Genomic DNA, 21,466 nt, shown 5'->3' on the forward strand with positions numbered 1-21,466 from the left:
GCAAGGGGCGGCAGCCCGTGCCCGACGGCAGAATGGCGGGATGTACGTTCCCGACGTCGACCGCTGGAACCACAACATCGAATACCACTCCTTCGTGGCCGCCGCGGTAGCAGGCGCGAAGAATGTGCTCGATGTCGGCTGCGGAGAAGGCATGCTGGCCAGGCGAATTCGCCGCACCGGCGCCGAGGTGACCGGCATCGACCTCGATCCCCACAGCATCGACCTAGCCCGCGAACAATCCCCCGAGGGCGACATCACCTACCTCCAGGCCAACTTCCTCGACCACCCCTTCGCCCCCGAATCCTTCGACGCCATAGTCTCCATCGCCACCCTCCACCACATGGACACCGTCAAGGCCCTCACCCGAATGAAGGACCTCCTCCGCCCAAACGGCACCCTCGCCCTAATCGGCATGGCCCGCAACACCTTCCCCGCAGACCTCCCCTGGGAAGCCGCAGCCCTCCTAACCAGCTTCAAGGACCGCCTCTTCCGCTCCCAGTGGGCCCACCCATCCCCAGTGGTCTGGCCCCCACCGGAAACCTACGCCCAGGCCCGCCGCACAGCGTCCGAAATCCTCCCCGGCGTCCACTACCGCCGCCATATCCTTTGGCGCTACTCCCTGACCTGGACCAAACCATCCCCCGCTGACCCACAGCCTCAGAGCCTCAGGTTCAGTCGTTAAGCCTGTTCCAGGATGTCGAACGGGATGGTCGCCTCCACGGGTTCGTCCAGCAGCAGCACACGTCGATGGACGTCGTGGGCGCGGTAGCGGCGGCCTGACCAATCGAGGCGGTACTCCTCGATTTCCTCGATGCGGTCTTCCTTCTGGTCCAGCCGGACGATCAGATAGTAGGGAACGCCCGCCATTGCGTACTGGATTCGCTTGTCGTTGATATCGGTATCGATGGTCGATTCCGAGGTCACTTCCACGATGAGCAGGAGATGTTCGCGGACCGTGTTGACGTCGTAGGGCTCGCAGTCGCGAATCCAGATGTCGGGGTAGCGAATGTTCAGACGGCGATCCACCGCTGCAGTCTCGGCATCGGCGAAGCGCGCGGCGACATCGGAGTCCACCACCATGCACGGACCGCCATCGCGCCGGGCCGCCTCGAGCAAGCCCGCTAGCCGCCTCACGACTCGGCTGTGTAGCGGGCTCTGAGCCATCATCCGGACAACGCGACCGTCCACGATCTCGATATCGCCGAGCCCGGACGTCGCTCCGTCGGCGAACTGCTCAGCGGTCACACGCAGTTCGTCCTGCTCGTCGCGAGCACTCATACCGAACATCATTGCAGCCCACCCCGCATCGGGCCACGAACGGGATCGCGCTAACGGGGAAAGCCGTTGGCGCGGCTGGGTGGGTGGCCGAACCAACGCCGGTAGGCGTGGGTGAAGGCGGCGGGGTCGGAGTAGCCGAGGCGGCGGGAGACGGCTTCGACGGTGAGGCCCTGGGCCAGGAGTTCGGTGGCCAGGAGTTGGCGGACCTGGGTGAGGATGGCGCGGAAGGTGGTGTGCTCGTCGGCTAGTCGGCGGTGGAGGGTGCGGTCGGACATGGACAGGTCGCGGGCTACCTCTGTGAGGGTGGGCATCTGGGCCGGGTGGCGCAGTAGGAGGTGTCTGACTTGGGCGGTGGTGCCGGTGAAGCGGACCCGTTCGTCCAGGAGGGCCTCGCATTGTTGGATGCACAGGGCGGCGGTGTGCGGGTCCGGCGCCGGGGTCGGGCGGTCGAGGAACGCGGCCGGAATGGTGAAAGCGTTTCGGGGCGCGTCGAATTCGATGGCGATCTGGATGCCGTACGGCCCGACCAGTGCGCGGGCGGCATCGAGGTAGTCGGATTCCTCGGTGGCGGTGAGCTCGAGACGGACCGGATCGGTCATCTCCTCGATCAGTTCCAGCGCGGCCGGTGAGAGCAGCAGCGATGCCACCCGGAAGCCCGAGACCAGGTCCCGGACCAGCAGGAACGGCCGGACGTCTACGGGCACCTCGCCGTCGCCGACCTCCACCAGCAGGCCCGCTGTGGACTCGGTGAAGGTGACATCGAAGAAGTCGGAGGTCAATTCGACGAATCGCCGGAGCAGTCGCAGCGCCTCACGCACGGTCGCGCTCGACAGCATGGCGTAACCGAGCATCCCGGTGCTGGTCAGCGAATACCGCATTCCCGTCTCGAACCCGAGCAGGCGCGCGTCATCGCCCCCTGCCAGCAGGTTTCGAATGACGCGTAATTCCTGACCGGGCAACACTACCGCCGCCGACTCCTCGAGATCGGCGAGCCGCAAACCGGTTCCGGCCAACAGCTCCTCCGTCGACAGTCCATGCGCGTGCCCAGTGTCGAGCAGATACCGCGTCGACACCGCCGGGCGCGCGATCTCCCATCGCGACGGCCGTACCGGCTCCCCCATATGGCGAAAGCTAACAAGAACCGGTCGGGTTGTCACCTGTCAGCACGAATAGCCGCTGCATACGGTCGATTTCAGGACTTCGAGGAGAGGGGAAACCATGACCGCAGCGACGATCCCGTTCGACGCCACCCGGTCGGAGCGCATCGATCGAGCCCGGGCGTATGTCCCGGACGACGCGGTCGACCGGGTAGTGCGCGGAATGTTCCGGACCGACACCGTGATCGACACGGTCGTCGAGGATTTCGCGACCCTGGGCCGCGGCACCGGCTGGCGACTCCTCGCCCGCGCCCTGCGCGACCGCGACCCCAGTCCGCCCGGCGCACCGGACTCCTTGCGCGAGTTGCTGACTCCCCTGATGAATCCCCCGAAGTGGTTCGATCCCGACCAGGTGCGCCGGGGAGCACAACTGTGGTGGCGTTTCGCCCCCGCCGTCATCATCGGCCTCGGCGGGACCCTGATGACCGCCTACGCCTTCGGCGACCTGAACAAACCGCAGGCCTTGAACTCTCGCTCCGAGACCATGGCCGCCCGCCGCTACGAGGAGACCTCCCGCTGGGTCCTGTCCGCCACCGACCCGGGCACGCTCACCCCGGGCGGCACCGGTTTCGACGCCACCATCCGAATCCGCTTCGTGCACGCCATGGTTCGCCGCCACCTCCGCACCAGCGGTGAATGGCAGCGCCCAGCCTGGGGCGACCCCATCCACACCACCGGCATGGCCGTCACGGCGAACGGCTTTCTGCTCATGCCGCTGGCCATGTTCGACCTGTTCGACATGCCCCTGACCGGCGACGAGATCGACGCGGTCCGCCAATTGTGGTGCTGGATCGGCCATCTCATGGGCGTGCCCGAGGAGTTGCTCGCGCACTCCGTCGAGGACGCGGGGAATATCACCCGCGCCGCCACTCTCGTCTTCGCCCCACCCGACGCGGACACCGAGACCCTCACCCGAGCCCTGTTGCGCACCGGCCTGCACCCCGAACGTCTACTCCCCCAACCGCTCCAGCGGCTCACCGCACCCGTGCTGCGCCCGGCGATCTCCACCCTCGTCTGGGGCGGTACCGGCCGCATCGTCACCGCCTACTCCGACCCCGACGGCACCCCGCCCCGCAATCACCCCCTGATCCTGACCCTGCGCCAACTCGCCCGCGCCCGCGAATTCCTGCGCCGCACCGGCAGACTCGGCTCCGACCAGCACATCGCCGAGACACAACGCCGTGTCCTTTCCGCCGCCCTGGACGCCATGAAGGCTGCCGCCGCCCCGGTAGACCCCCGCGACGCCGTCACTCCCAGATCCTGAACAACGCCTCCGGGAATGGGGAAGGCCCCGAGTCGGAATCGACTCGGGGCCTTGCCTTGTGACGAACTGTCCGGTCAGTGATCGGACTGGGTGCCCTTGGCGGCGTTTTGGGCCGATTCGAGGGCGGCGAGCATGTTGTGCTCTTCCTCGTGGGCGATGGCCACGTTCTGTTCCTGCTCCGACGCGGGGTCGGCGCGGAGGAACGAGCCGGTGCCGGGGGCACCCGCCGAACCCAGCTTGGACATCTTCTTGGGTACCGGAGCGCCCTGGTATTCCAGCGGGATGGGGTGGCCGTGGGAGTCGACCGGGCCCAGGGGCTGGTGCACCTCGATGTATTCGCCGTGCGGGAGGCGCTTGATGACACCGGTTTCGATGCCGTGCTCGAGGACCGCGCGATCAGAACGCTGCAGACCGATGCAGAACCGGTAGGCGGCGAAGTAGGCGATCGGCGGGGCCAGCAGCAGCGCGATGCGGAAGAACCAGGTGGTGGCGTTCAGCGAGATGTCGAACTTCAGCGACAGGATGTCGTTGACACACGCCAGGGTCAGCACCATGTAGAACGCGATGGCCATGGCACCGATGGCGGTGCGGACCGGCACGTCGCGGGGACGCTGCAGCAGGTTGTGGCGAGCGGTGTCGCCGGTGAGGCGCTTCTCGATCCACGGGTAGGCGATCAGCACGGTGAACACCAGACCCATGATCAGGGCGACCCAGAACGGCGCGGGCACCGTGTAGCGGCCCAGGTACAGCTCCCACGGCGGCATGAGACGCGCCATGCCGTCGGTCCACATCATGTAGAAGTCCGGCTGCGAACCCGCGGAGACCTGAGACGGGTTGTAGGGACCCAGGTTCCAGATCGGGTTGATCTGGAACACGCCACCCATGATCGCGACGACGCCCAGGGTGAAGGCGAAGAACGCGCCCTGGTCGGCGGCGAACACCGGGATGATGCGCGCGCCGACGACGTTCTTCTCGGTGCGGCCCGGTCCGGGGAACTGGGTGTGCTTCTGGTACCACACCAGCGCCACGTGCGCGGCGATCAGCGCCAGGATGATGCCCGGCAGCAGCAGCACGTGCGCGATGTAGAGGCGCGGAATGATGATGGTGCCCGGGAAGTCACCGCCGAAGATCAGCCAGTGCATCCAGGTGCCGATCACCGGGATACCCATGGTGATACCGCCGAAGGCGGCGCGCAGACCGGTACCGGAGAGCAGGTCGTCCGGGATCGAGTAGCCGAAGAAGCCCTCGAACATGGCCAGGATCAGCAGCAGCGAGCCGATCACCCAGTTCGCCTCACGCGGCTTGCGGAACGCGCCGGTGAAGAAGATGCGGAACAGGTGGATGATGATCGACGACGCGAAAAGCAGTGCCGCCCAGTGGTGCACCTGGCGCACGAACAGACCGCCGCGCACCTCGAAGGAGATGTTCAGCGCGGTCTCGTAGGCCCGCGACATGGTGACACCGCGCAGGGGCTGGTAGGCGCCCTGGTACACGGTCTCCGACATGGACGGGTCGAAGTACAGCGTCAGGTAGATACCCGACAGCAGCAGGATGATGAACGCGTACAGCGCGATCTCACCGAGCAGGAACGACCAGTGGGTCGGGAAGACCTTGTTGATCGACCGCTTGGCGAAGGCCGCTACCCGGTAGCGTTCGTCGATTTCGTTGGCCTGCACGGCCGCTTTGCTCGGGCTCATGAACGACGCTCCCAGTAGGCCGGGCCGAGGGGCTCGATGAAGTCGTGCTGGGCGACCAGGTAGCCATCGGCGTTGACGGTGATCGGCAGCTGCGGCAGCGCACGCGCGGCCGGACCGAAGACCGGCTTACCCCACTCGGTCGCCGAGAACTGCGACTGGTGGCAGGGGCACAGGATTCGGTTGGTCTGCTGCTCGAACAGCGAGGTGGGGCAGCCGAGGTGGGTGCAGATCTTCGAGTAGGCGAAGTAGTCGCCGTAGTTGAAGCTCTCCTGGCCCTTGCGCTTGATGGCGTGCTCGGCGTCGTGGGTGCGCAGGCGGATCAGCATGACCGCGTTGCGGATTCCACGCAGCGACTCGAGGGTCTTCTTCTCGTCTCCGCGCCAGGATTCCTTCCAGGGGAAGACGGTTTCCATGGCGCCCGCGTCCAGATCCTCCGGCTTGACGAGGACGATGTCCTCGGGACGGCCGGTGTCGCGGCGCAGGAAGACGGTCTCGCCCGGGTAGTCCGGGGTCCAGCCCGAGACCCACAGCGGCGACTTGTCGCCCTTGGCCCACGGGTTCTTGATCATGCCGCCGACGAAGACGAACAGCGCGCCCACGCCGAGCAGACCCGCGCCCAGGCCCGCGGTGCGGGTGATGAGCTTGCGGCGGCCCAGGGTGGAGGTCTCGAGCGCGTCGGACAGCTCGGCGACCAGGGTGCGGCGGTCGACCTCGGAGGACTTGCCGTCGTGGCGGTCCTGGATGGAGATCTCGGCGGGGATGAAGTGCTTGCGGATCAGCACGACCGCGATGCCGATGGCCAGCACGGCGATGCCGAGCGTGATGCCGTACAGCGGGGTGGTCAGCGTGTACTGCGCATTACCGTCCTGGTGACGACCCTTGTACTCCCAGGGCCAGAACAGGTAGATGCCGATGAGCGCGGCGGCCGAGATGGCGGAGATGCCGAACCACAGGGCCACGCGGCGCTCGGCGCGCTTCTCGGCCCGGGTGCCCTCGACCGGCCAGCGCGGGGCGCGGTAGGCGACGTCGACGCCGTCGAGCTCGGTGCCGAGCTTGACCAGCTCGGCCTGTGACATGGCGTCGAGCTGCTCTTCGGTGGGTTCGGTGGGGTTGTCCCCCATGCTGTTTCGCTCCTGTTCGCTCATGACCGGGAACCGATCCACATCGCGGAACCGACCAGGACCACGATGCCGACGACCCAGATCGCCAGACCCTCGGTCGCGGGACCGAAGCCGCCGAGGCCGTAGCCGCCCTCGGACTTGGTCTCCATGCGGTCCTTGATGTAGGCGACGATGTCCTTCTTCTCCTCCGGCGTCAGCTGCCGGTCGGAGAACTTCGGCATGTTCTGCGGGCCGGTGAGCATGGCCAGGTAGATCTGCTGCTCGGTGGCCGGTTCCAGCGGCGGCGCGAACTTGCCGGAGGACAGCGCGCCGCCCTTGCCGGTGAAGTTGTGGCAGGACGCGCAGTTCATGCGGAACAGCTCGCCGCCGCGGCCGAGGTCGCGGCCCTCGATGATGGACTCCGAGGCCAGTTCGCCATTGCTGTCGCGCAGCACGGTCGGGCCGCCGCCCTGGGACTCGACGTACGCGCCGAGCGCATCGGTCTGGTGCGCGTCGAACTTCGGGGGCTTGCGGACGATCTGGGCGCCATTGGCGGCGGCGGGCATGCGGCCGGTGGAGACCTGGAAGTAGACCGCGGCCTCACCGACGCCGATCAGGCTGGGGCCGCGATCCTGGACGCCCTGCAGGTTGGCACCGTGGCAGGTGACGCAGGAGGTGTCGTAGATCTGCTTGCCCTCGCGAATGAGCGCGGACTGGTCCTCTTTGGCGGTCGCGACCTGAGCCTGCGGGGTCAGGGCCGACGCCGCGAATCCGGCTCCGACGAGGCCCATCAGGAGGACCAGACCGCCGACCAGCTTGCGCCGTGTGCGGCGCTGCTTGCGGATCTTGGTGGCCTGGCCGATCCCCTCGGGATCTGGCGCTGACGGGGGAGATGAACTCATCTGTGTCCCTTTGGAGTAGACGGAACCGACTTGTACAAGCTTGTGGCTGCCGGGCGCGGGGCTGGGGCGCTCGGCGCGTCCGGGCTAGCGGACGAAGTAGATCGTGGCGAAGAGGCCGATCCAGACGATGTCGACGAAGTGCCAGTAGTAGGAGACGACGATCGCCGCCGTGGCCTGCGCCGGGGTGAACTTGCTGAGCTTGGTGCGCACCAGCAGGAAGATGAACGCGATGAGACCGCCGATGACGTGCAGACCGTGGAAACCGGTGGTGATGAAGAACACCGAGCCGTACACGCTGCTGGAGATCGAGGTGCCCTCCGAGTACAGGGCGTGGTACTCGGTGGCCTGGCCACCGACGAAGAACGCACCCATCAGGAAGGTCAGCAGGTACCAGCGGCGCAGGCCGAAGACGTCGCCCTTCTCCGCCGCGAACACGCCCATCTGGCACGTGAACGACGAGGCGATCAGCACCGCGGTCACCGGCACGGCGAGCTTCATGTTCAGCTCGGTCGGCTCCGGCGGCCAGTTGCCGTGGGCCTGCGCGCGAGCAACGAAGTACATGGCGAACAGGCCCGCGAAGAACATCAGCTCGCTCGACAGCCAGATGATGGTACCGACGCTGACCATGTTGGGCCGGTTCAGCGAATGCACACGCTGGGTAATGGCCGATCCTGGGGTCCCTACTGCGGTCGTCACGCCGGTAAGTATGACTTGTCGTAGTACGACAGGCGTAGCGGGGTACGAAAGTTCGTCGTACGTGTCGGAAAGCCCAGGGCGAGCGAGCGTCTCGCGGGGGCTCTCGGCGTGTCACGGTGGAGCCTAGATTGCGCAGGTAAGAGGAAGCTGAGCTGTGCTGAGAGGGCGTTATGAGTGTGAAAACGTGGTGGCGGCGACTGGTTGGGCGGAGCGGGACAACGGAACTGGATCCGGCACGCCCGGATCTGGTCGTGGTGGCGTCGAGTTTCGATGACGCCGAAGCCTGTTCGGCGGCCCTGGGCAAGGCCTTGGACTGGACCGCTGACCAACCAGTAGTCCTCCGGCACCACCTCCGGGTTCCCGCCGCCCAGGTGAATGCGGTGCAAGTCATTGCCGCGCAGGATGGCTATAACACTGCGTCGGTATCGGACTCGGACCCCGCCAAGCTGGTCTTGCAGCGCATTCAGATCCTCGACGCCCTGCACTGTTCCCAGGAGCGTTCGCGCATGGCCGGTCTCGCGCAGCGCCACGACGGCGACGCCCTGGGCTGGGATGCGTTGCAGCCCGCCGCCGGTCCGGGCAATAAGAACTAGCCCCGCCGATTAGGCTTGCCCCCATGAGCGCGCGCAGCTGGCGAGAAATTCTCGGCACCCTCACCGACGGCAACGATCTGTCCTCGGATGAGGCCGCGTGGGCCATGAACGAGATCTTCACCGACAACGCCACCTCCGCGCAGATCGCGGCCTTCGGCGTGGCCCTGAAGATGAAGGGCCCGACCCCCGCCGAGCTGGGCGGCCTGGCCGAGGGCATGCTCGCGCACGCGCGCCGGGTCAGCGTCGACGCCCCGGCGGTCGATATCGTCGGCACCGGCGGTGACCGGTCGGGCAGTGTGAACATTTCCACCATGTCCTCGATCGTGGTGGCGGCCACCGGGATTCCGGTCGTCAAGCACGGCAACCGGGCGGCGTCGTCCAAGAGCGGCGGCGCGGACGTGCTCGAGGCGCTGGGCGTGAAGATCGCGCTGGGGCCGGAGTCGGTGGCCGAATGCGTGCGCCAGGCCGGGATCGGTTTCTGTTTCGCGCCGGTGTTCCATCCGGCGCTGCGCTACGCCAGTCAGGCGCGCGGTGAGATCGGGATTCCGACGGTCTTCAATATCCTGGGCCCGCTGACCAATCCGGCGCAGCCGCGCGCGGGTCTGATCGGTTGCGCCTTCCCGGATCTGGTGCCGGTGATTGCGGGCGTGTTCGCCGGTCGCGGGGCCTCGGCGCTGGTGGTGCGCGGCAATGACGGCCTGGACGAGATCACCACCGCCGACACCACCGACGTGTGGGTGGTCGCGGGCGGTCTCACCCACGAAACCACCGTCGACCCAACCGAACTCGGCATCGAGCGGGTGAATCCGGAGGCGCTGCGCGGCGGCGACGCGGAAATGAACGCGGTGATCGCCCGCAATATGTTCGCGGGCGATCCGGGCCCGGTGCGCGACGCGGTGCTGTTGAACTCGGCGGCGGCGCTGGTGGCCTTCGATCTGCGGCCCGAGGAGGTCGAGCTCGATCTGCACGCGAAACTGGCGGAGGCGTTGAAGCGGGTGGCCGAGACGGTCGACTCCGGTGCGGCCGCGGCCCTGCTGGATCGCTGGGTCGCGGTCTCGAACGAGTTGGGCTCGAACTAGCCGAGCCTGGTGGCCATTTTGGTGGCTTCGATGAATTCGCGCATGGCGTCGAAACTCTTGACGCCGGGCGCGAGTTCGACCGAGCTGGACACGTCCACGCCGTAGGGCCGGTGGGCCGCGATCACGCCCGCGACATTCTCGGCATTCAAACCCCCGGCGAGCACGACCTTGCCGGGCACCTTGTCGAGCCAGTCCGGGAATTCCGCGAAGACGCCCGAGCCGGTGCTGGCGTCGTAGAAGAAGTACTCGTAGCCCTGCTCCGGATCCGGTTCGGACGCCGAGCAGTACGCCAGGTTGGGCAGGTCGGTCCAGCGGTAGAGCTGGATGACGTCGAAATCGTCGATCACCTCGGCGACCTCGGACCTGTCGAAGGCCACCACGAAGCTCTGGATCTTCCCGCGCGCGTAGGCCGCCAGCTCGCGGGCCCGGGCGGGTTCGCGGTAGCGCTTGCTCTTGGTCGTGCCGACCACGCCGATGGCCGAGTAGCCGAGCTCGACGGCCCAGTCGATCTGTTCTTCGCTGGTCAGCCCGCAAACCTTCACGAACATCGGTAATGCCCTCCCGGGGACTTTTTCCTCCGAGTGTCCTGAGAGTTCGGAGCACTCGGCTGTGTGTTTCGTTTGCCGGATGTCACGGCGGCGTTACAGTTTCCGGCATGCGATACGGAGTGGTGCTACCCGGCCTGGTGGCCGTGTTTCTAGGCATCGGCATCCCGGTCAGCGCGGCGCACACGGCCCGCGTGGAGGCCACCGACACCGGCACGCTGACGGTGGACGGGCGCAATTACGGCAATCCCGACGACTGCGTGACCATCCGCAGTGTCCCGCACCGACTGAACGTCGACAACGAGACCGACAAGCGGGTCCGGGTGTACCTGTTCCCCGGCTGCAAGGGCGGCGTCACGCACATTGTCGAGCCCGGCCATACCGGCACCGCGCTGGGCGCGTCGGTGCAGACCCGCTGAACCGCGCGGTCCCGTTGACTCCGGCGCTCATTCGCCGATCGAAAAGCCTGCCTCGACATCCGCGCGCGAGTACGACTTGAACGCGATGTGGGTCGCGGTGCGCAGCACGCCGGGCGTCTTGTTGATCCGCCCCGTCACCACCTCGGCGATCTCCTCATGGTCGCGCACCCGCACCACGGCGATCAGATCCACATCCCCCGCGCACGAGTAAACCTCAGCCACACCCTTGATATCGGCCAGTTCCTCCGCGGTCTCCGGAATCCGATCCACCTCGGCCGAGATCAGCACAATCGCGGTAATCATGCGCCCAACTCTAGGTGATGGCCGCGCACGCCGAGGCACTCCGCGGCGAGCGCGGCGGCCCTCCGGGATCGGGATGATCAGTCCGGGATCGAGTCGGTGTGGTCGAGGGGGCCGCCGAGGAGGGTGGCTGCGGCGCGGTGGATTTTCTCGAGGGCGGACATCAGGTGTTTTCGCTCGGCGTCGGTGAGGTCGGCGGTGACCTTGTCCGACAGGGCCTTTCGGTCGGCTTCGACGGGGTCGCGGAGGTCGCGGCCGCGGTCGGTGAGCCAGAGGCGGACCAGGCGGTTGTCGTGGTCGTCGCGGCGGCGGGTGAGTAGGCCCGCGGCGGTCATGCGGGTGGCCATCTTGACGACGGTGGGGGTGGTGACGTTGAGGGCGGCGGCCATCTCCCCCGGCGTGCGGCCGTCGCGTTCCCACAGCACGGCCAGCACGTGGTTCTGGCCGAGGTGCAGGCCGTGACGGCGCATATCGCGATCGGCCAAGGCGCGCAAGGCTTTCGAGGTGCGGCCGTGCAGGTCCAGGAAGTCGGACACGAATCCTCCGGTCGGGTGCGAACGGGCATTGACCATTGATCGTTAGCCGTCTAACGTTTTTCGATAGACGGCTAACGATCTGGAGATGCCAATGCTACTGCTGACCGGAGCGACCGGGAACATCGGCCGCGAACTCACCCGCATTCTCGACGCCGACGGGGTGGAATTTCGCGCCCTGGTACGAGATTCGACTCGGGCGGAGATCCTGCCCCCGAGCGCCGAACCCACCCGGGGCGACCTCGACGACCCGGCTGCCCTGCGACACGCCATGATCGGCGTGACAACACTGTTCCTCCTGGTTCAGGGCATGGGCCTGAACCACACCCGCAATGCCCTGACCGCCGCCGAGCACGCGGGCGTCGGCCGCATCGTCCTGATCTCCTCGGCCCACGTCCTGGTCGAGCCGCTGCCCGCCATGGGCAGCTGGCATCACGCCCGCGAAGAACTGGTGCGCGCCAGCGGAATTCCCGCGACCATCCTGCGCCCCGGCGGCTACATGTCCAACGCCCTGGAATGGATCCCGGCCGTCCGCGCGGGCGAGGCGATCCTCGACCCCTCCGGCCCCGGCCGCTACGCCCCCATCGACCCCGCCGATATCGCCGCGGTGGCCGCCCGCTGCCTGACCAACCCGGGCCACGAGGGCGCGGCGTATCACCTCACCGGCCCGGAAACCCTCACCATCACCGAACAGGTGGCCATCCTGTCCCGAATCCTCCAGCGCGACATCAAGATTCGCGAGGCCACCACACCGGAGGAGGTCGTCGCCGCCCGCTTCCCCAACGGCGCTCCCCCACGCCTGGCCGAGGCCCTCGTCGAAGGCTTCGCCATCCTGCGCGCCGATACCGTGGGCGCACGCACCGACACGGTGGCCGAACTCCTCGGCCGCCCGGCTCACACCTTCGCCGACTGGTGCGCATCGCACCGCGCGGCCTTCACCGCCTGAGCGACGAACAGCCTGCACCGGCCGACCGCCCACCCCGCCCCGTCATCCCGGCACGCGGTTGGCCGGATTCCACCCTCGCAGAGTGGATTCCGGCCAAACCCACGCCGGAATGTGACGCGCGCCGGGATGACGCGGGCGAGTCACCACTGGCCGGGGACGTAGTCGCCGCCGGTCACACCGGAGATGACGTTCAGGCGGTTCCAGGTGTTGATGGTGGCGATCAGGGAGATCAGGGCACCGATCTGGTCGTCGTCGTAGTGCTTGCGCACCTGGGCCCAGGTGTCTTCCGAGATGCCGGGGGAAGCATCGGCCAGGCGGGTGCCCTCCTCGGTGAGGGCCAGGGCGGCGCGCTCGGCGTCGGTGAAGACGGTGGATTCCTTCCAGGCGGCGACGAGCGCCAGGCGGACGGAGGTCTCACCGGCCGCGGCGGCGTCCTTGGTGTGCATGTCGAGGCACATGCCGCAGTGGTTGATCTGGGAGGCGCGGATCTTCACCAGTTCCTGGGTGGCCTTGGGCAGGGTCGAGTCGTCGATGAGACGGCTGGCGGCGGTGAAGCGCTTGATGAACTTTCCGGCGAGCTCGTTCTCGAACATGTTGAAGCGGGTCATCGTTCTCTCTCTTCCGTGTGGTTTCGGCTGCCGTGTTTCGGTTGCCTACGCCAGGTTGACGCCGCAGCCCGCGCAGGTGTGACATCGGCTCCGCTGTGATGCCGGTCACTTGTTTTTGCGAAACCGTCTCCGCCGGAGGCCATCCGGCGCGATCATGATTCGGAAGATTGTGAACCGACCGGTAGTCACATCAGGGCTACCTAGGGGGTTGCGATGCTCGACGCAGGCAGACATCGGAAAATCTCACCCAACGGTCAGTGGCAGGGGGTCCACCCGACCGTGCGACGCGGCGGCACCGGCCGACATCACCGATCCATCCCGAAAACCTTGCGCACCAAGGCCATCCAGGCCCTGCTGCCCAGCGCGACGGTGCTCGTGCTGGCCGCGGCCCCGGCCCACGCGGACGCGCCGGAACCGGTGCGGGCCGAGATCCCGCCGCAGCCGGTGCAGTTCGACCAGCTCGCGGGCCTGTCCCAGAACCTGTTGGCGGACATCGATGCCCTGAAGACGCTCAACTTCACCGATGTCGATCTCCATGGCATCGGACTGCCCGGCATCGATCTCCCGGGCGTCAACCTGCCCGCCCTGTTCGCCCCGGACACCGCGATCGTGGTGCTCGGGTACGGATTGGAGCCCGACGGCCAGATGCGTCCGGAACTCATGGCGCGCTTGTACGCCGGATACGTCTCGGCGCTGCTGTCCCCGCAGGCCCCGATCATCGTGACCGGCGGCAATCCGCAGAACGGTGTCACCGAGGCCGACGCCATGGCGGACTGGCTGGTCGAGCGCGGCATCGATCGCGCCCGCATTCACACGGAGACCAGGGCGAATTCGACAGTCCAGAACGCGACCTTCTCGGCGCAGCTCATGGACCTCATCGGTGCGCACGCGGCGATCCTGATCACCTCGGCGGACCACATCGCCCGGGCGCTGTCGAATTTTCAGGCGGCCGGAATCTCGGTGGTGGCGACCATGACTCCGGACGCGGCTCCCCTCGCCGCGGTGCCGTTCGGGCCGCACAGCTGAGAAGCCGAGGGCCCGCCGATCGAGACGATCGGCGGGCCCGAGGTTTGTTCGTTCAGGCGAGGTAGCGGGTGATGCTCTCGGCGACGCAGGCGGGCTTGTCCTGGCCCTCGATCTCCACGGTCACCGTCCGCACGACCTGGACGCCGCCGGGAATGTCGGTGACGGAGTCGAGGGTGAACCGCCCGCGAATGCGGCTGTCCACGCGCACCGGGTTGATGAACCGAACCTTGTTGAGCCCGTAGTTGATCGCCATGCTGGCGGAGCTGACGGTCATGACCTGCGCGGTCATGGGCACGGTCAGCGACAGGGTGAGGAAACCGTGCGCGATGGTGCGCCCGTAGGGTCCGGCGGCGGCGCGTTCGGCGTCGACGTGGATCCACTGGTGGTCGTCGGTGGCGTCGGCGAAGGTGTCGATGCGGCGCTGATCGACCGTGATCCATTCGCTCACACCGATTTCCGTGCCGACGGCCTTGCGCAGCTGCTCGAAGTCGCCGAAGTCGATCATGCGTAACGCTCCTTCAGTTCCCGCTTGAGGATCTTGTGGGTGGGCCCCATGGGCAGTTCGGTGACGAACTCGACCCGGCGCGGGTACTTGTACCGGGCCACATGCTCTTTGGCGTACTCGATGACCTCCTCGGCGGTCAATGGCCCGGACGGCACGACGATCGCCAGGATCTCCTCGCCGTGGCTCTCGTCGGGGACGCCGATGATCGCGACCTGCGCGATGTGCGGGTGCCGCAGCAGTGCCGCCTCGACCTCGGTCGGGTACACATTGAACCCGCCGCGAATGATCATCTCCTTGATCCGGTCCACGATGCGCAGGTATCCGGCCTCGTCCTTGACGCCGAGGTCGCCTGTGCGAAACCAGCCGTCCACCATGACTTCCGCGGTGGCGTCGGGGCGGCCGGTGTAGCCGGAGAACACATTGTGGCCGCGCACCACGACCTCGCCGATGGATCCGGCGGGGAGCAGGGTGATCCGGTCGCGCTGATCCGGGTCTGCGATTTCGACCTCCACGCCCCACACCGGATGCCCGACGGTGCCGACCTCGGGGCCCAGTTGCGGCTGGTTCACCGTTGCGGTGGGCGAGGTTTCGGACAGGCCGTAGCCCTCGAGGATGTGCGCGCCGTAGACCTTCTCGAACTCCTCGATGATGACCGGCGGCATGGCCGCGCCGCCGGAGATGCACAGGCGCAGCTCGGGTAGGCGCGTCGCGTCCTTGGCCGCTTCGAGCAGTCCGTGGTACATGGTCGGCACGCCGTGGAACGTATTGACGTTCTCCCGCACCATCAGCTGGATCGCCTGTGCCGCATCGAATCTCGGCAACAGGACCAGCGTCGCCCCGACCCGCCAGTGCGAGTTCATGGAGACGGTCTGCCCGAACACGTGGAACAGCGGCAGCGCGCCGAGCGCGATGTCCTCGCGCTTCACCTCATTCGCGTCGAAGGCGTTCACCGTGGCGCACATGACCATATTGAGGTGGCTGAGCTCCGCGCCCTTGGGCCGCCCGGTGGTGCCGGAGGTGTAGAACACCACGGCGGTGTCGAGCGGGCTGCGCGAGACATTGGTCGAAATCGCCTCGCCTGTCAGCTCTTTCGGGTTCAGGCAGTCGATCCCGACCCGGCGGGCGGCCTCCTTGCCGACGGCCTCCACCATCGGATGGCAAATCAGCGTCTTGGCCCCGCTGTCGCGCAGCACGTATTCGGCTTCGTCGGCGGTGAGCAGCAGGTGCACCGGCACCACGGTCGCGCCCGCCGCCAGGATGGCGAAGTAGGCGCGCGGGAAGTCCGCGGTGTTCGGTCCCATGAGCGCGACCCGGTCGCCCGGCCGCACCCCCGATGCGATGAGCGCCCCGGCCTGTTCGCGGGCCTGCCGCCACAGGTCGCGAAAGGTGATGCGCTGGTCGCCCTCGATCAGGGCGAGGTGGTCGGGTCGCCGCCACGCCGGTTCGGCGAGGATGCTGGCCAGGGAGAGAGTCGCGTTCATTGAGACCTCGGGTTGATCGATGGGGCGGGTCAGAGGCCCATGCTCTTGGCAATGATCATCTTCATGACTTCGCTTGTGCCGCCATAGATTCGGTTCACGCGGTTGTCGGCGTAGAGGCGGGCGATGGGGTATTCATTTATGAATCCGTAGCCGCCGTGCAGTTGGAGGCAGCGGTCGATCACCCGGTGCGCGACCTCGGTGCAGAACAGCTTGGCCGAGGCGGCATCCGCCGGGGTGAGGGTGCCTTCGTCGAGGGCTTCGAGCCCGCGATCGACCACGGCCTCGGCCGCGTCGACCTCGGCCTGGCAGGCGGCCAGCTCGAACTTGGTGTTCTGGAAGCCCGCGACCGGCTGGCCGAAGACATTGCGCTGCTGCGTGTATTCCTTCGCGAACCGAATCGCGGCCTTGGCCTGCGCGTACGCGCCGACCGCGATGGACAGCCGCTCCTGCGGCAGGTTCTGGCCCAGGTAGGAGAAGCCCTTGTGCTCCTCGCCCAACAGATCTTCGACCGGCACCTTGACGTCGGTGAAGTTGAGTTCGGCGGTGTCGGAGACCTTGAGCCCCAGCTTGTCCAGCTTGCGGCCGACCGTATAACCCGGCGACTTGGTGTCCACCGCGAACAGCGAAATGCCGTGGCGGCGATCGCCTTCGGTGGGCGCGGCGGTGCGGGCGCACACGATGACCCGGTCGGCCAGCACGCCGCCGGTGATGAAGGTCTTGGACCCGTTCAGCACGTAGTGCGTGCCGTCCTCGGAAAGCTTTGCGGTGGTGCGCATTCCGGCCAGGTCCGAGCCGGTGCCGGGTTCGGTCATGGCAATGGCGAACATGGTCTCGCCGGAGACGAAGCCCGGCAGCCAGCGCTCCTTCTGCTCCTGGGTGGCCAGATTCAGAATGTAGGGCAGGCACAGCCCGACATGCACGCTGGAACCGCCCAAAGACACCGCGGCACGGGCGCATTCCTCGATGAGGATGGCCTGGAACTTGAACGATTCGATGCCCGCGCCACCGAACTCCTCGGGCACCTCGATGCCGAAGACGCCGAGTTCGCCCAGTTTGTAATAGAACTCGCGCGGCGCGATCCCAGCGGCGTACCACTCGTCGTAGACCGGCACGACCTCTGCCTCGAGGAAAGCGCGCACCGTTTCACGGAAGGCTTCGTGATCTTTGTCGAAAATTGTTCTCTGCATGGTGAAGATCTCCGAACTAGAGGCGGCGGCCGCCGTCGACGTAGATGGTCTGGCCGGTGACGAAGGAAGCGTTGTCGGAGACGAGGAACGACACCACGTTCGCGATGTCCGCGGGCTCGCCGACGCGGCGCAGCGGGGTGATCTTGGCGGCCTGCTCGCGGAACTCCTCCGGCGAGACACCCACACGCGCGGCGGTGGCATCGGTCATCTCGGTGACGATGAAGCCCGGCGCGACGGCGTTCACATTGATCCCGAACGGCCCCAATTCCATTGCCAGCGTGCGGGTCAGCCCCTGGATGCCCATCTTGGCGGCGCTGTAGTTGGCCTGCCCCCGGCTGCCCAGCGCGGACACGCTGGAGGTGTTCACGATCTTGCCGGACTTCTGCTTCACCATGTACTTCTGCGCCTCCCGCGAGCACAGGAACGTGCCCTTGAGGTGCACCGACATGACAATGTCCCAGTCCTCGACCGACATCTTGAACAGCAGGTTGTCGCGCAGCACGCCCGCGTTGTTGACCAGCACGTCGACCGAACCCAGTTCCGCGGCAATACGTTCGAACGCGGCCCGCACCTGTTCCTCGTCGGTGACATTGCAGCCCACCGCGATGGCCCTACCGCCCTTGGCGACAATGGCGTCCACGGTGTCCTTGCAGGCGGCCTCGTCGAGATCGACGATGGCGACGGCGAATCCGTCGGCGGCCAGGCGGGCCGCGGTGCCCGCGCCGATGCCCCGGGCCGCGCCGGTCACTACCGCAACTTTCGACATGAGTGAATCTCCTTCTCGAACAATGGCTTTTCTCAGACGAAGGCGTTGACGCCGGTCAGCGCCCGCCCGATGAGCAGTTTCTGAATCTGGCTGGTGCCCTCGTAGAGGGTGAGCACGCGGGCATCGCGCAGGTACTTCGACACCGGGTACTCGTCGATGTAGCCGTATCCGCCGAACACCTGAATGGCATTGTTGGCGGCCTTCACCGCGGCCTCGCTGGCGAACAGCTTGGCGACCGAGGCCTCGGTGCCGAAGGGCCTACCCTTCTCCACCAGATCCGCCACCCGCCAGGTCAGCAGCCGCGCCGCCTCGACCTCGACGGCGATATCGGCGATGAGCTCCTGAACAAGCTGGTAGGAGGCGATCGGCTTGCCGAACTGCTCGCGCTGGCCAGCGTATTGCACCGCGGCCTCCAGGCAGCCGCGCGCGACGCCGACGCATCCGGCGGCCACGCCCATGCGCCCCTTGTCCAGGGCGGCCATGGCGATCTTGAAGCCCTGACCTAGCTCCCCGAGCCGGTTGGCTTCGGGCACGCGCACCCCGTCCAGGACCAGTTCCGCGGTGGCCTGGCCGCGCAGACCGAGCTTGCCCTTGATCTCGGTGCGGGTGAATCCCGGCGCATCGGTGGGAACCAGGAACGCGGTCACGCCCCGGGGCCCGGGCCCGCCGGTGCGCGCGAAGACGATCGCGACATCGGCCCAGGTGCCATTGGTAATGAAGATCTTGGTGCCCGACAGCAGCCAATCCTGGCCGTCGGCAACGGCTTTGGTGGTCAGATTGCCCGCGTCGGAGCCGGTGCCCGGTTCGGTGAGCCCGAAGCAGCCCAGCGCCTGCCCGGCGCACAGTCGCGGCAGCCATTCCCGCTTCTGCGCCTCGGTGCCGTAGGTCTTGATCGTCTTGGCGACCAGCCCCAGCGAGACCGACACGATGCCGCGCACCGAACTGTCGCCGCGTCCGAGTTCCTCGAGCAGCAGGCAGTAGTCCAGGGCGGTGCCGCCGGAGCCGCCGTACTCCTCCGGGATCTCGATGCCGAGAAAGCCCATGTCCCCGAGCTTTCCGACAATCGCGGTATCCACCGATTCGGCCCGGTCCCAGGCGGCGGCGTGGGGCACGACCTCTTTGTCCACCCAGGCGCGCGCCAGCTCGCGCAGTTCGCGCTGCGACTCGCCGAGTTCGAAGTCCATGATTGTGACGTCTCCTAACCAAACGTTGTTAGGTTTATAACTCGACGCTATCCTAACAGTGTTCGGTTATCAAGAATCCGGTGATAAATTCGACCCGCGAGCGGGGGGATCATCGGGGTCCACCACAGGAGGAGGTGAGCCGGATGGCCAGGCCGAAAGTGCCGCTGCTGAGCCGCGAACGCATTCGCGAGGCGGCCCTGACGCTGATCGACCGCGACGGTCTCGCCGACCTGTCCATGCGCAAGCTCGCCGCCGAACTCGGCGTGCAGGCCGCCTCGCTCTACACCCACTACCCCACCAAGGACGCCGTCCTCGACGACATCGCGGGCGGCATCATGACCCGCGTCGACACCTCGGCCTTCGCATCGGGCGACTGGCGCACCGGGCTGGTGTCGTGGGCGCACTCGTATCGCGATGCCCTGGTCCGCCACCCCAATTTCGTCGCCTACCTGGCCGCGGGGCCCGGTACCCGCGAGGAGAACCTGCGCCACGCCGATGCCGTCCACGGCGGCCTGGTGTCCGCGGGCTGGCCCCCGCGCGAGGCCACCATGATCGGCGCGGCCACCCGCTACCTGGTCATGGGCGCGACCATGGGCTCGTTCTCACGCGGCTTCGTCGACGACGTCCAGGTCTACCGCGACCGGTATCCCCACCTCGAGCAGGCGCATCTGCTGCGCGCCAAGGCCGACGAAATCGATGCCGAGAGTTTCGAATTGGCGCTGTCGGCCTTCGTCGACGGGCTGCAACTGCGCTACGACGCGCTTGGCAAGAAGCGGTCGTCGTAACGCTGCGGCACACACGCACGCGAAAGGCGGGACCGCCGTTGGCGGCCCCGCCTCTCATGCGCCAATCTTATTGCGCGATATGCGCTTTGGCCTCCTCATAGCCCTGCTGAGCGGGCGCTTCGGCCGGACCGTAAACCGTGTGCAGCACACCAGTCTTGAAGGCCGTCACCGAAATCAGCTGCAGCGGAACGGTAGTCCCCTCCTCGAACAGGCGCAGGCCGCCGTTCTGCAGGGCGATCGGGTGCACGAGCAGGTGCAGCTCGTCGACCAACCCGGCCTCAAGCAGCTGGCGCACGACCGAGGTGGAGCCACTGAGGGTGATCTCGCCGCCCTCCTCGGCCTTGAGCGCGGTCACCACGTCGACCAGGTCGCCCTTGGCCTGTTCGGAGTTGCGCCAGGTGAATTCGAGGTCCTGACGCGAGAAGACGATCTTGCGCATATCGCCCAGCGCCTTGGCGAATCCGGCATCCTCGCCGCCCGCGGCCTCGCGCTCGGGCCATGCTCCGGCGAAGGAGTCGTAGGTGACCCGGCCGAACAGCAGGGTGTCGGCGGGGGCGACGAGCGCCGAAACCGCCTCGCCCATCTCGTCATTGAAGTAGGGGAAGTGCCAGTCCTGCGGGTTGTCGACAATGCCGTCGACGGAGATGAACAGGCCAGCGGTGATCTTGCGCATCGGGGTGCTCCTTGGCAGTGGGTCGTGAGTTCGGGCCGCGCGGTTACCCATACGACGACCCACACGACCGAAATTCATCGCCGAGGAATCCACCGTAACGACCGGCCGCTCGCGCGGCGCCCGTTTCGGCAGGTCGCCGGGGATCAGGCCGAGGGCAGTGGAGTGAGCGAAATCTCGGCGATCTCGTGCAGGCGCTCGCGCGATACGCCCATGCGGCTCAACTGGATCAGCCCCTGGGAGACCAGGATGATGTGGGCGCTCGCGGCGGACACCGCCGCACCGTCCACGGCGGCGTCGCGGCGCAGCCGTTCGGCGACGGCCTCCTCCATGGCCCGGGTGGTGCGCGCACCGACCTCCGCGACCTCGGGAATCCGCCCGCCCAGGGCGGCGACGCTATTGATCATCAGGCAGCCGCGCCGACCGGGCTGGGCGGCGCAGTCCTCGGCGACGGCCCGCAGCAGGGTCAGCACCGCGGCGCGGGTGGAACCGGGTGCGGCCAGCACGGTGTCGCGCACGAACGCGGCCCGGCGATCGCAATAGCGGGCGAACGCGGCCAGGAAAAGTCCGCGCTTATTGCCGTACGCGCCGTAGATGCTGCCATTGCCGACACCGGCGACCAGCGAGACATCCTCCACCGAGGTGTCGTCGTACCCCTTGGACCAGAACTGCTCGATCGCGGCGTCGAGCAGGTTCGATTCATCGAACTGTCGCGGCCGTCCCATGGGGGCACCGTACCAATCCA

At 67.2% G+C, this 21,466-nt stretch carries 25 protein-coding genes; 8 read left to right on the top strand and 17 right to left on the bottom strand.

Features of this window, described 5'->3' with window-relative positions:
• Positions 1 to 40: 40 nt before the first annotated feature.
• Positions 41 to 682 (top strand): class I SAM-dependent methyltransferase, encoded by a 642-nt coding sequence (locus VMT40_RS36345; RefSeq protein ID WP_326364191.1) that lies wholly within the window; start codon positions 41 to 43, stop codon positions 680 to 682.
• Here the strand turns inward: VMT40_RS36345 and VMT40_RS36350 are convergent.
• Positions 679 to 1,278 (bottom strand): Uma2 family endonuclease, encoded by a 600-nt coding sequence (locus VMT40_RS36350; protein WP_326364192.1) that lies wholly within the window; start codon positions 1,276 to 1,278, stop codon positions 679 to 681. The genes VMT40_RS36345 and VMT40_RS36350 overlap by 4 nt on opposite strands.
• Before the next feature lie 50 nt (positions 1,279 to 1,328).
• Positions 1,329 to 2,399, bottom strand: coding sequence for an AraC family transcriptional regulator (locus VMT40_RS36355; RefSeq protein WP_326364193.1), 1,071 nt, complete (start codon positions 2,397 to 2,399; stop codon positions 1,329 to 1,331).
• 97 nt (positions 2,400 to 2,496) lie between these two features.
• Between VMT40_RS36355 and VMT40_RS36360 the strand changes: the two genes are divergently transcribed.
• Positions 2,497 to 3,699 carry an oxygenase MpaB family protein gene (locus tag VMT40_RS36360; protein WP_326364194.1) on the top strand — a complete coding sequence of 401 codons (1,203 nt, stop codon included), beginning with the start codon at positions 2,497 to 2,499 and terminating at the stop codon, positions 3,697 to 3,699.
• A 74-nt stretch (positions 3,700 to 3,773) separates the two neighbouring features.
• Here VMT40_RS36360 and qcrB read toward each other — a convergent pair whose 3' ends face one another.
• From qcrB to ctaE, 4 genes are all read right to left on the bottom strand, one after another.
• The gene (qcrB, locus tag VMT40_RS36365) at positions 3,774 to 5,396 is read right to left on the bottom strand and encodes a cytochrome bc1 complex cytochrome b subunit (RefSeq protein WP_326364195.1); all 1,623 of its coding nucleotides are present in this window, start codon (positions 5,394 to 5,396) and stop codon (positions 3,774 to 3,776) included.
• Positions 5,393 to 6,541 (bottom strand): cytochrome bc1 complex Rieske iron-sulfur subunit, encoded by a 1,149-nt coding sequence (gene qcrA / locus VMT40_RS36370; RefSeq protein ID WP_326313091.1) that lies wholly within the window; start codon positions 6,539 to 6,541, stop codon positions 5,393 to 5,395. The genes qcrB and qcrA overlap by 4 nt, the downstream gene beginning before the upstream one ends.
• Positions 6,538 to 7,398, bottom strand: coding sequence for a cytochrome bc1 complex diheme cytochrome c subunit (qcrC, locus tag VMT40_RS36375; protein ID WP_326313090.1), 861 nt, complete (start codon positions 7,396 to 7,398; stop codon positions 6,538 to 6,540). Before qcrC ends, qcrA begins: the two co-directional genes overlap by 4 nt.
• Positions 7,399 to 7,482: 84 nt before the next feature.
• Complete coding sequence (ctaE, locus tag VMT40_RS36380; RefSeq protein WP_326313089.1) at positions 7,483 to 8,094, bottom strand: aa3-type cytochrome oxidase subunit III; 612 nt, start codon at positions 8,092 to 8,094, stop codon at positions 7,483 to 7,485.
• Between the two features lie 170 nt (positions 8,095 to 8,264).
• On the opposite strand from ctaE, the gene VMT40_RS36385 reads away from it, so the two are divergent.
• A complete protein-coding gene (locus tag VMT40_RS36385) occupies positions 8,265 to 8,687 on the top strand; it encodes a hypothetical protein (protein WP_326364196.1) in 423 nt (140 codons plus the stop codon).
• A 23-nt stretch (positions 8,688 to 8,710) separates the two neighbouring features.
• Positions 8,711 to 9,766, top strand: coding sequence for an anthranilate phosphoribosyltransferase (trpD, locus tag VMT40_RS36390; protein ID WP_326364197.1), 1,056 nt, complete (start codon positions 8,711 to 8,713; stop codon positions 9,764 to 9,766).
• Here trpD and VMT40_RS36395 read toward each other — a convergent pair.
• Positions 9,763 to 10,314 carry a hypothetical protein gene (locus VMT40_RS36395; protein WP_326364198.1) on the bottom strand — a complete coding sequence of 184 codons (552 nt, stop codon included), beginning with the start codon at positions 10,312 to 10,314 and terminating at the stop codon, positions 9,763 to 9,765. The two genes, trpD and VMT40_RS36395, sit on opposite strands and share 4 nt — an antisense overlap.
• Before the next feature lie 107 nt (positions 10,315 to 10,421).
• On the opposite strand from VMT40_RS36395, the gene VMT40_RS36400 reads away from it, so the two are divergent.
• Entirely contained in the window at positions 10,422 to 10,730 is a 309-nt protein-coding gene (locus tag VMT40_RS36400; protein WP_326364199.1) for a hypothetical protein, read from the top strand.
• Positions 10,731 to 10,757: 27 nt separating this feature from the next.
• Here VMT40_RS36400 and VMT40_RS36405 read toward each other — a convergent pair whose 3' ends face one another.
• Together VMT40_RS36405 and VMT40_RS36410 are read right to left on the bottom strand one after the other, a co-directional pair.
• On the bottom strand, positions 10,758 to 11,033 hold the full coding sequence (locus VMT40_RS36405) for an Lrp/AsnC family transcriptional regulator (protein ID WP_326313084.1): 276 nt from the start codon (positions 11,031 to 11,033) through the stop codon (positions 10,758 to 10,760).
• Between the two features lie 77 nt (positions 11,034 to 11,110).
• Positions 11,111 to 11,566, bottom strand: coding sequence for a MarR family winged helix-turn-helix transcriptional regulator (locus VMT40_RS36410; protein ID WP_326364200.1), 456 nt, complete (start codon positions 11,564 to 11,566; stop codon positions 11,111 to 11,113).
• Between the two features lie 85 nt (positions 11,567 to 11,651).
• On the opposite strand from VMT40_RS36410, the gene VMT40_RS36415 reads away from it, so the two are divergent.
• Positions 11,652 to 12,509 carry an NAD(P)H-binding protein gene (locus VMT40_RS36415; RefSeq protein ID WP_326364201.1) on the top strand — a complete coding sequence of 286 codons (858 nt, stop codon included), beginning with the start codon at positions 11,652 to 11,654 and terminating at the stop codon, positions 12,507 to 12,509.
• A 140-nt stretch (positions 12,510 to 12,649) separates the two neighbouring features.
• Here the strand turns inward: VMT40_RS36415 and VMT40_RS36420 are convergent, their stop codons facing one another.
• Positions 12,650 to 13,117: a carboxymuconolactone decarboxylase family protein gene (locus tag VMT40_RS36420; RefSeq protein ID WP_326364202.1), complete on the bottom strand. Its 468-nt coding sequence runs from the start codon at positions 13,115 to 13,117 to the stop codon at positions 12,650 to 12,652.
• A gap of 213 nt (positions 13,118 to 13,330) precedes the next feature.
• On the opposite strand from VMT40_RS36420, the gene VMT40_RS36425 reads away from it, so the two are divergent.
• A complete protein-coding gene (locus tag VMT40_RS36425; protein WP_326364203.1) occupies positions 13,331 to 14,143 on the top strand; it encodes a YdcF family protein in 813 nt (270 codons plus the stop codon).
• Positions 14,144 to 14,195: 52 nt separating this feature from the next.
• On the opposite strand, the gene VMT40_RS36430 is transcribed toward VMT40_RS36425, so the two are convergent.
• From VMT40_RS36430 to VMT40_RS36450, 5 genes are read right to left on the bottom strand one after another with little or no spacing between them, the layout of a single operon-like run.
• Positions 14,196 to 14,648, bottom strand: a complete 453-nt coding sequence (locus VMT40_RS36430) for a MaoC family dehydratase (protein WP_326364204.1) — start codon at positions 14,646 to 14,648, stop codon at positions 14,196 to 14,198.
• Entirely contained in the window at positions 14,645 to 16,129 is a 1,485-nt protein-coding gene (locus VMT40_RS36435; protein ID WP_326364205.1) for a long-chain-fatty-acid--CoA ligase, read from the bottom strand. Before VMT40_RS36435 ends, VMT40_RS36430 begins: the two co-directional genes overlap by 4 nt.
• A gap of 29 nt (positions 16,130 to 16,158) precedes the next feature.
• Positions 16,159 to 17,316, bottom strand: coding sequence for an acyl-CoA dehydrogenase family protein (locus VMT40_RS36440; protein WP_326364206.1), 1,158 nt, complete (start codon positions 17,314 to 17,316; stop codon positions 16,159 to 16,161).
• Between the two features lie 16 nt (positions 17,317 to 17,332).
• Positions 17,333 to 18,082 carry a 3-oxoacyl-ACP reductase FabG gene (gene fabG / locus VMT40_RS36445; RefSeq protein WP_326364207.1) on the bottom strand — a complete coding sequence of 250 codons (750 nt, stop codon included), beginning with the start codon at positions 18,080 to 18,082 and terminating at the stop codon, positions 17,333 to 17,335.
• Positions 18,083 to 18,114: 32 nt separating this feature from the next.
• Entirely contained in the window at positions 18,115 to 19,266 is a 1,152-nt protein-coding gene (locus VMT40_RS36450; protein WP_326364208.1) for an acyl-CoA dehydrogenase family protein, read from the bottom strand.
• A gap of 143 nt (positions 19,267 to 19,409) precedes the next feature.
• Between VMT40_RS36450 and VMT40_RS36455 the strand changes: the two genes are divergently transcribed.
• Entirely contained in the window at positions 19,410 to 20,051 is a 642-nt protein-coding gene (locus VMT40_RS36455) for a TetR/AcrR family transcriptional regulator (protein WP_326364209.1), read from the top strand.
• Between the two features lie 67 nt (positions 20,052 to 20,118).
• Here the strand turns inward: VMT40_RS36455 and VMT40_RS36460 are convergent, their stop codons facing one another.
• Both VMT40_RS36460 and VMT40_RS36465 read right to left on the bottom strand, forming a co-directional pair.
• A complete protein-coding gene (locus VMT40_RS36460; RefSeq protein WP_326364210.1) occupies positions 20,119 to 20,724 on the bottom strand; it encodes a dihydrofolate reductase family protein in 606 nt (201 codons plus the stop codon).
• Positions 20,725 to 20,867: 143 nt separating this feature from the next.
• Positions 20,868 to 21,446, bottom strand: coding sequence for a TetR/AcrR family transcriptional regulator (locus VMT40_RS36465; protein ID WP_326364211.1), 579 nt, complete (start codon positions 21,444 to 21,446; stop codon positions 20,868 to 20,870).
• Between the last annotated feature and the right edge of the window lie 20 nt (positions 21,447 to 21,466).

The organism is Nocardia sp. CDC160, from assembly GCF_035818795.1.
In the GTDB taxonomy this organism is placed as follows: Bacteria; Actinomycetota; Actinomycetes; order Mycobacteriales; family Mycobacteriaceae; genus Nocardia.

What these genes read in the sequence shown, in the direction of transcription:
- VMT40_RS36395 (WP_326364198.1), bottom strand. Translation starts at nt 10,314, where the DNA reads ATGTTCGTGAAGGTTTGCGGGCTGACCAGCGAAGAACAGATCGACTGG.
- VMT40_RS36455 (WP_326364209.1), top strand. Translation starts at nt 19,410, where the DNA reads ATGGCCAGGCCGAAAGTGCCGCTGCTGAGCCGCGAACGCATTCGCGAG.
- VMT40_RS36385 (WP_326364196.1), top strand. Translation starts at nt 8,265, where the DNA reads ATGAGTGTGAAAACGTGGTGGCGGCGACTGGTTGGGCGGAGCGGGACA.
- VMT40_RS36415 (WP_326364201.1), top strand. Translation starts at nt 11,652, where the DNA reads ATGCCAATGCTACTGCTGACCGGAGCGACCGGGAACATCGGCCGCGAA.
- trpD (WP_326364197.1), top strand. Translation starts at nt 8,711, where the DNA reads ATGAGCGCGCGCAGCTGGCGAGAAATTCTCGGCACCCTCACCGACGGC.
- VMT40_RS36425 (WP_326364203.1), top strand. Translation starts at nt 13,331, where the DNA reads ATGCTCGACGCAGGCAGACATCGGAAAATCTCACCCAACGGTCAGTGG.
- VMT40_RS36405 (WP_326313084.1), bottom strand. Translation starts at nt 11,033, where the DNA reads ATGATTACCGCGATTGTGCTGATCTCGGCCGAGGTGGATCGGATTCCG.
- VMT40_RS36350 (WP_326364192.1), bottom strand. Translation starts at nt 1,278, where the DNA reads ATGAGTGCTCGCGACGAGCAGGACGAACTGCGTGTGACCGCTGAGCAG.
- VMT40_RS36400 (WP_326364199.1), top strand. Translation starts at nt 10,422, where the DNA reads ATGCGATACGGAGTGGTGCTACCCGGCCTGGTGGCCGTGTTTCTAGGC.
- VMT40_RS36450 (WP_326364208.1), bottom strand. Translation starts at nt 19,266, where the DNA reads ATGGACTTCGAACTCGGCGAGTCGCAGCGCGAACTGCGCGAGCTGGCG.
- qcrA (WP_326313091.1), bottom strand. Translation starts at nt 6,541, where the DNA reads ATGAGCGAACAGGAGCGAAACAGCATGGGGGACAACCCCACCGAACCC.
- fabG (WP_326364207.1), bottom strand. Translation starts at nt 18,082, where the DNA reads ATGTCGAAAGTTGCGGTAGTGACCGGCGCGGCCCGGGGCATCGGCGCG.
- VMT40_RS36420 (WP_326364202.1), bottom strand. Translation starts at nt 13,117, where the DNA reads ATGACCCGCTTCAACATGTTCGAGAACGAGCTCGCCGGAAAGTTCATC.
- VMT40_RS36435 (WP_326364205.1), bottom strand. Translation starts at nt 16,129, where the DNA reads ATGAACGCGACTCTCTCCCTGGCCAGCATCCTCGCCGAACCGGCGTGG.
- VMT40_RS36460 (WP_326364210.1), bottom strand. Translation starts at nt 20,724, where the DNA reads ATGCGCAAGATCACCGCTGGCCTGTTCATCTCCGTCGACGGCATTGTC.
- VMT40_RS36430 (WP_326364204.1), bottom strand. Translation starts at nt 14,648, where the DNA reads ATGATCGACTTCGGCGACTTCGAGCAGCTGCGCAAGGCCGTCGGCACG.
- qcrC (WP_326313090.1), bottom strand. Translation starts at nt 7,398, where the DNA reads ATGAGTTCATCTCCCCCGTCAGCGCCAGATCCCGAGGGGATCGGCCAG.
- qcrB (WP_326364195.1), bottom strand. Translation starts at nt 5,396, where the DNA reads ATGAGCCCGAGCAAAGCGGCCGTGCAGGCCAACGAAATCGACGAACGC.
- VMT40_RS36360 (WP_326364194.1), top strand. Translation starts at nt 2,497, where the DNA reads ATGACCGCAGCGACGATCCCGTTCGACGCCACCCGGTCGGAGCGCATC.
- VMT40_RS36345 (WP_326364191.1), top strand. Translation starts at nt 41, where the DNA reads ATGTACGTTCCCGACGTCGACCGCTGGAACCACAACATCGAATACCAC.
- VMT40_RS36465 (WP_326364211.1), bottom strand. Translation starts at nt 21,446, where the DNA reads ATGGGACGGCCGCGACAGTTCGATGAATCGAACCTGCTCGACGCCGCG.
- VMT40_RS36440 (WP_326364206.1), bottom strand. Translation starts at nt 17,316, where the DNA reads ATGCAGAGAACAATTTTCGACAAAGATCACGAAGCCTTCCGTGAAACG.
- VMT40_RS36355 (WP_326364193.1), bottom strand. Translation starts at nt 2,399, where the DNA reads ATGGGGGAGCCGGTACGGCCGTCGCGATGGGAGATCGCGCGCCCGGCG.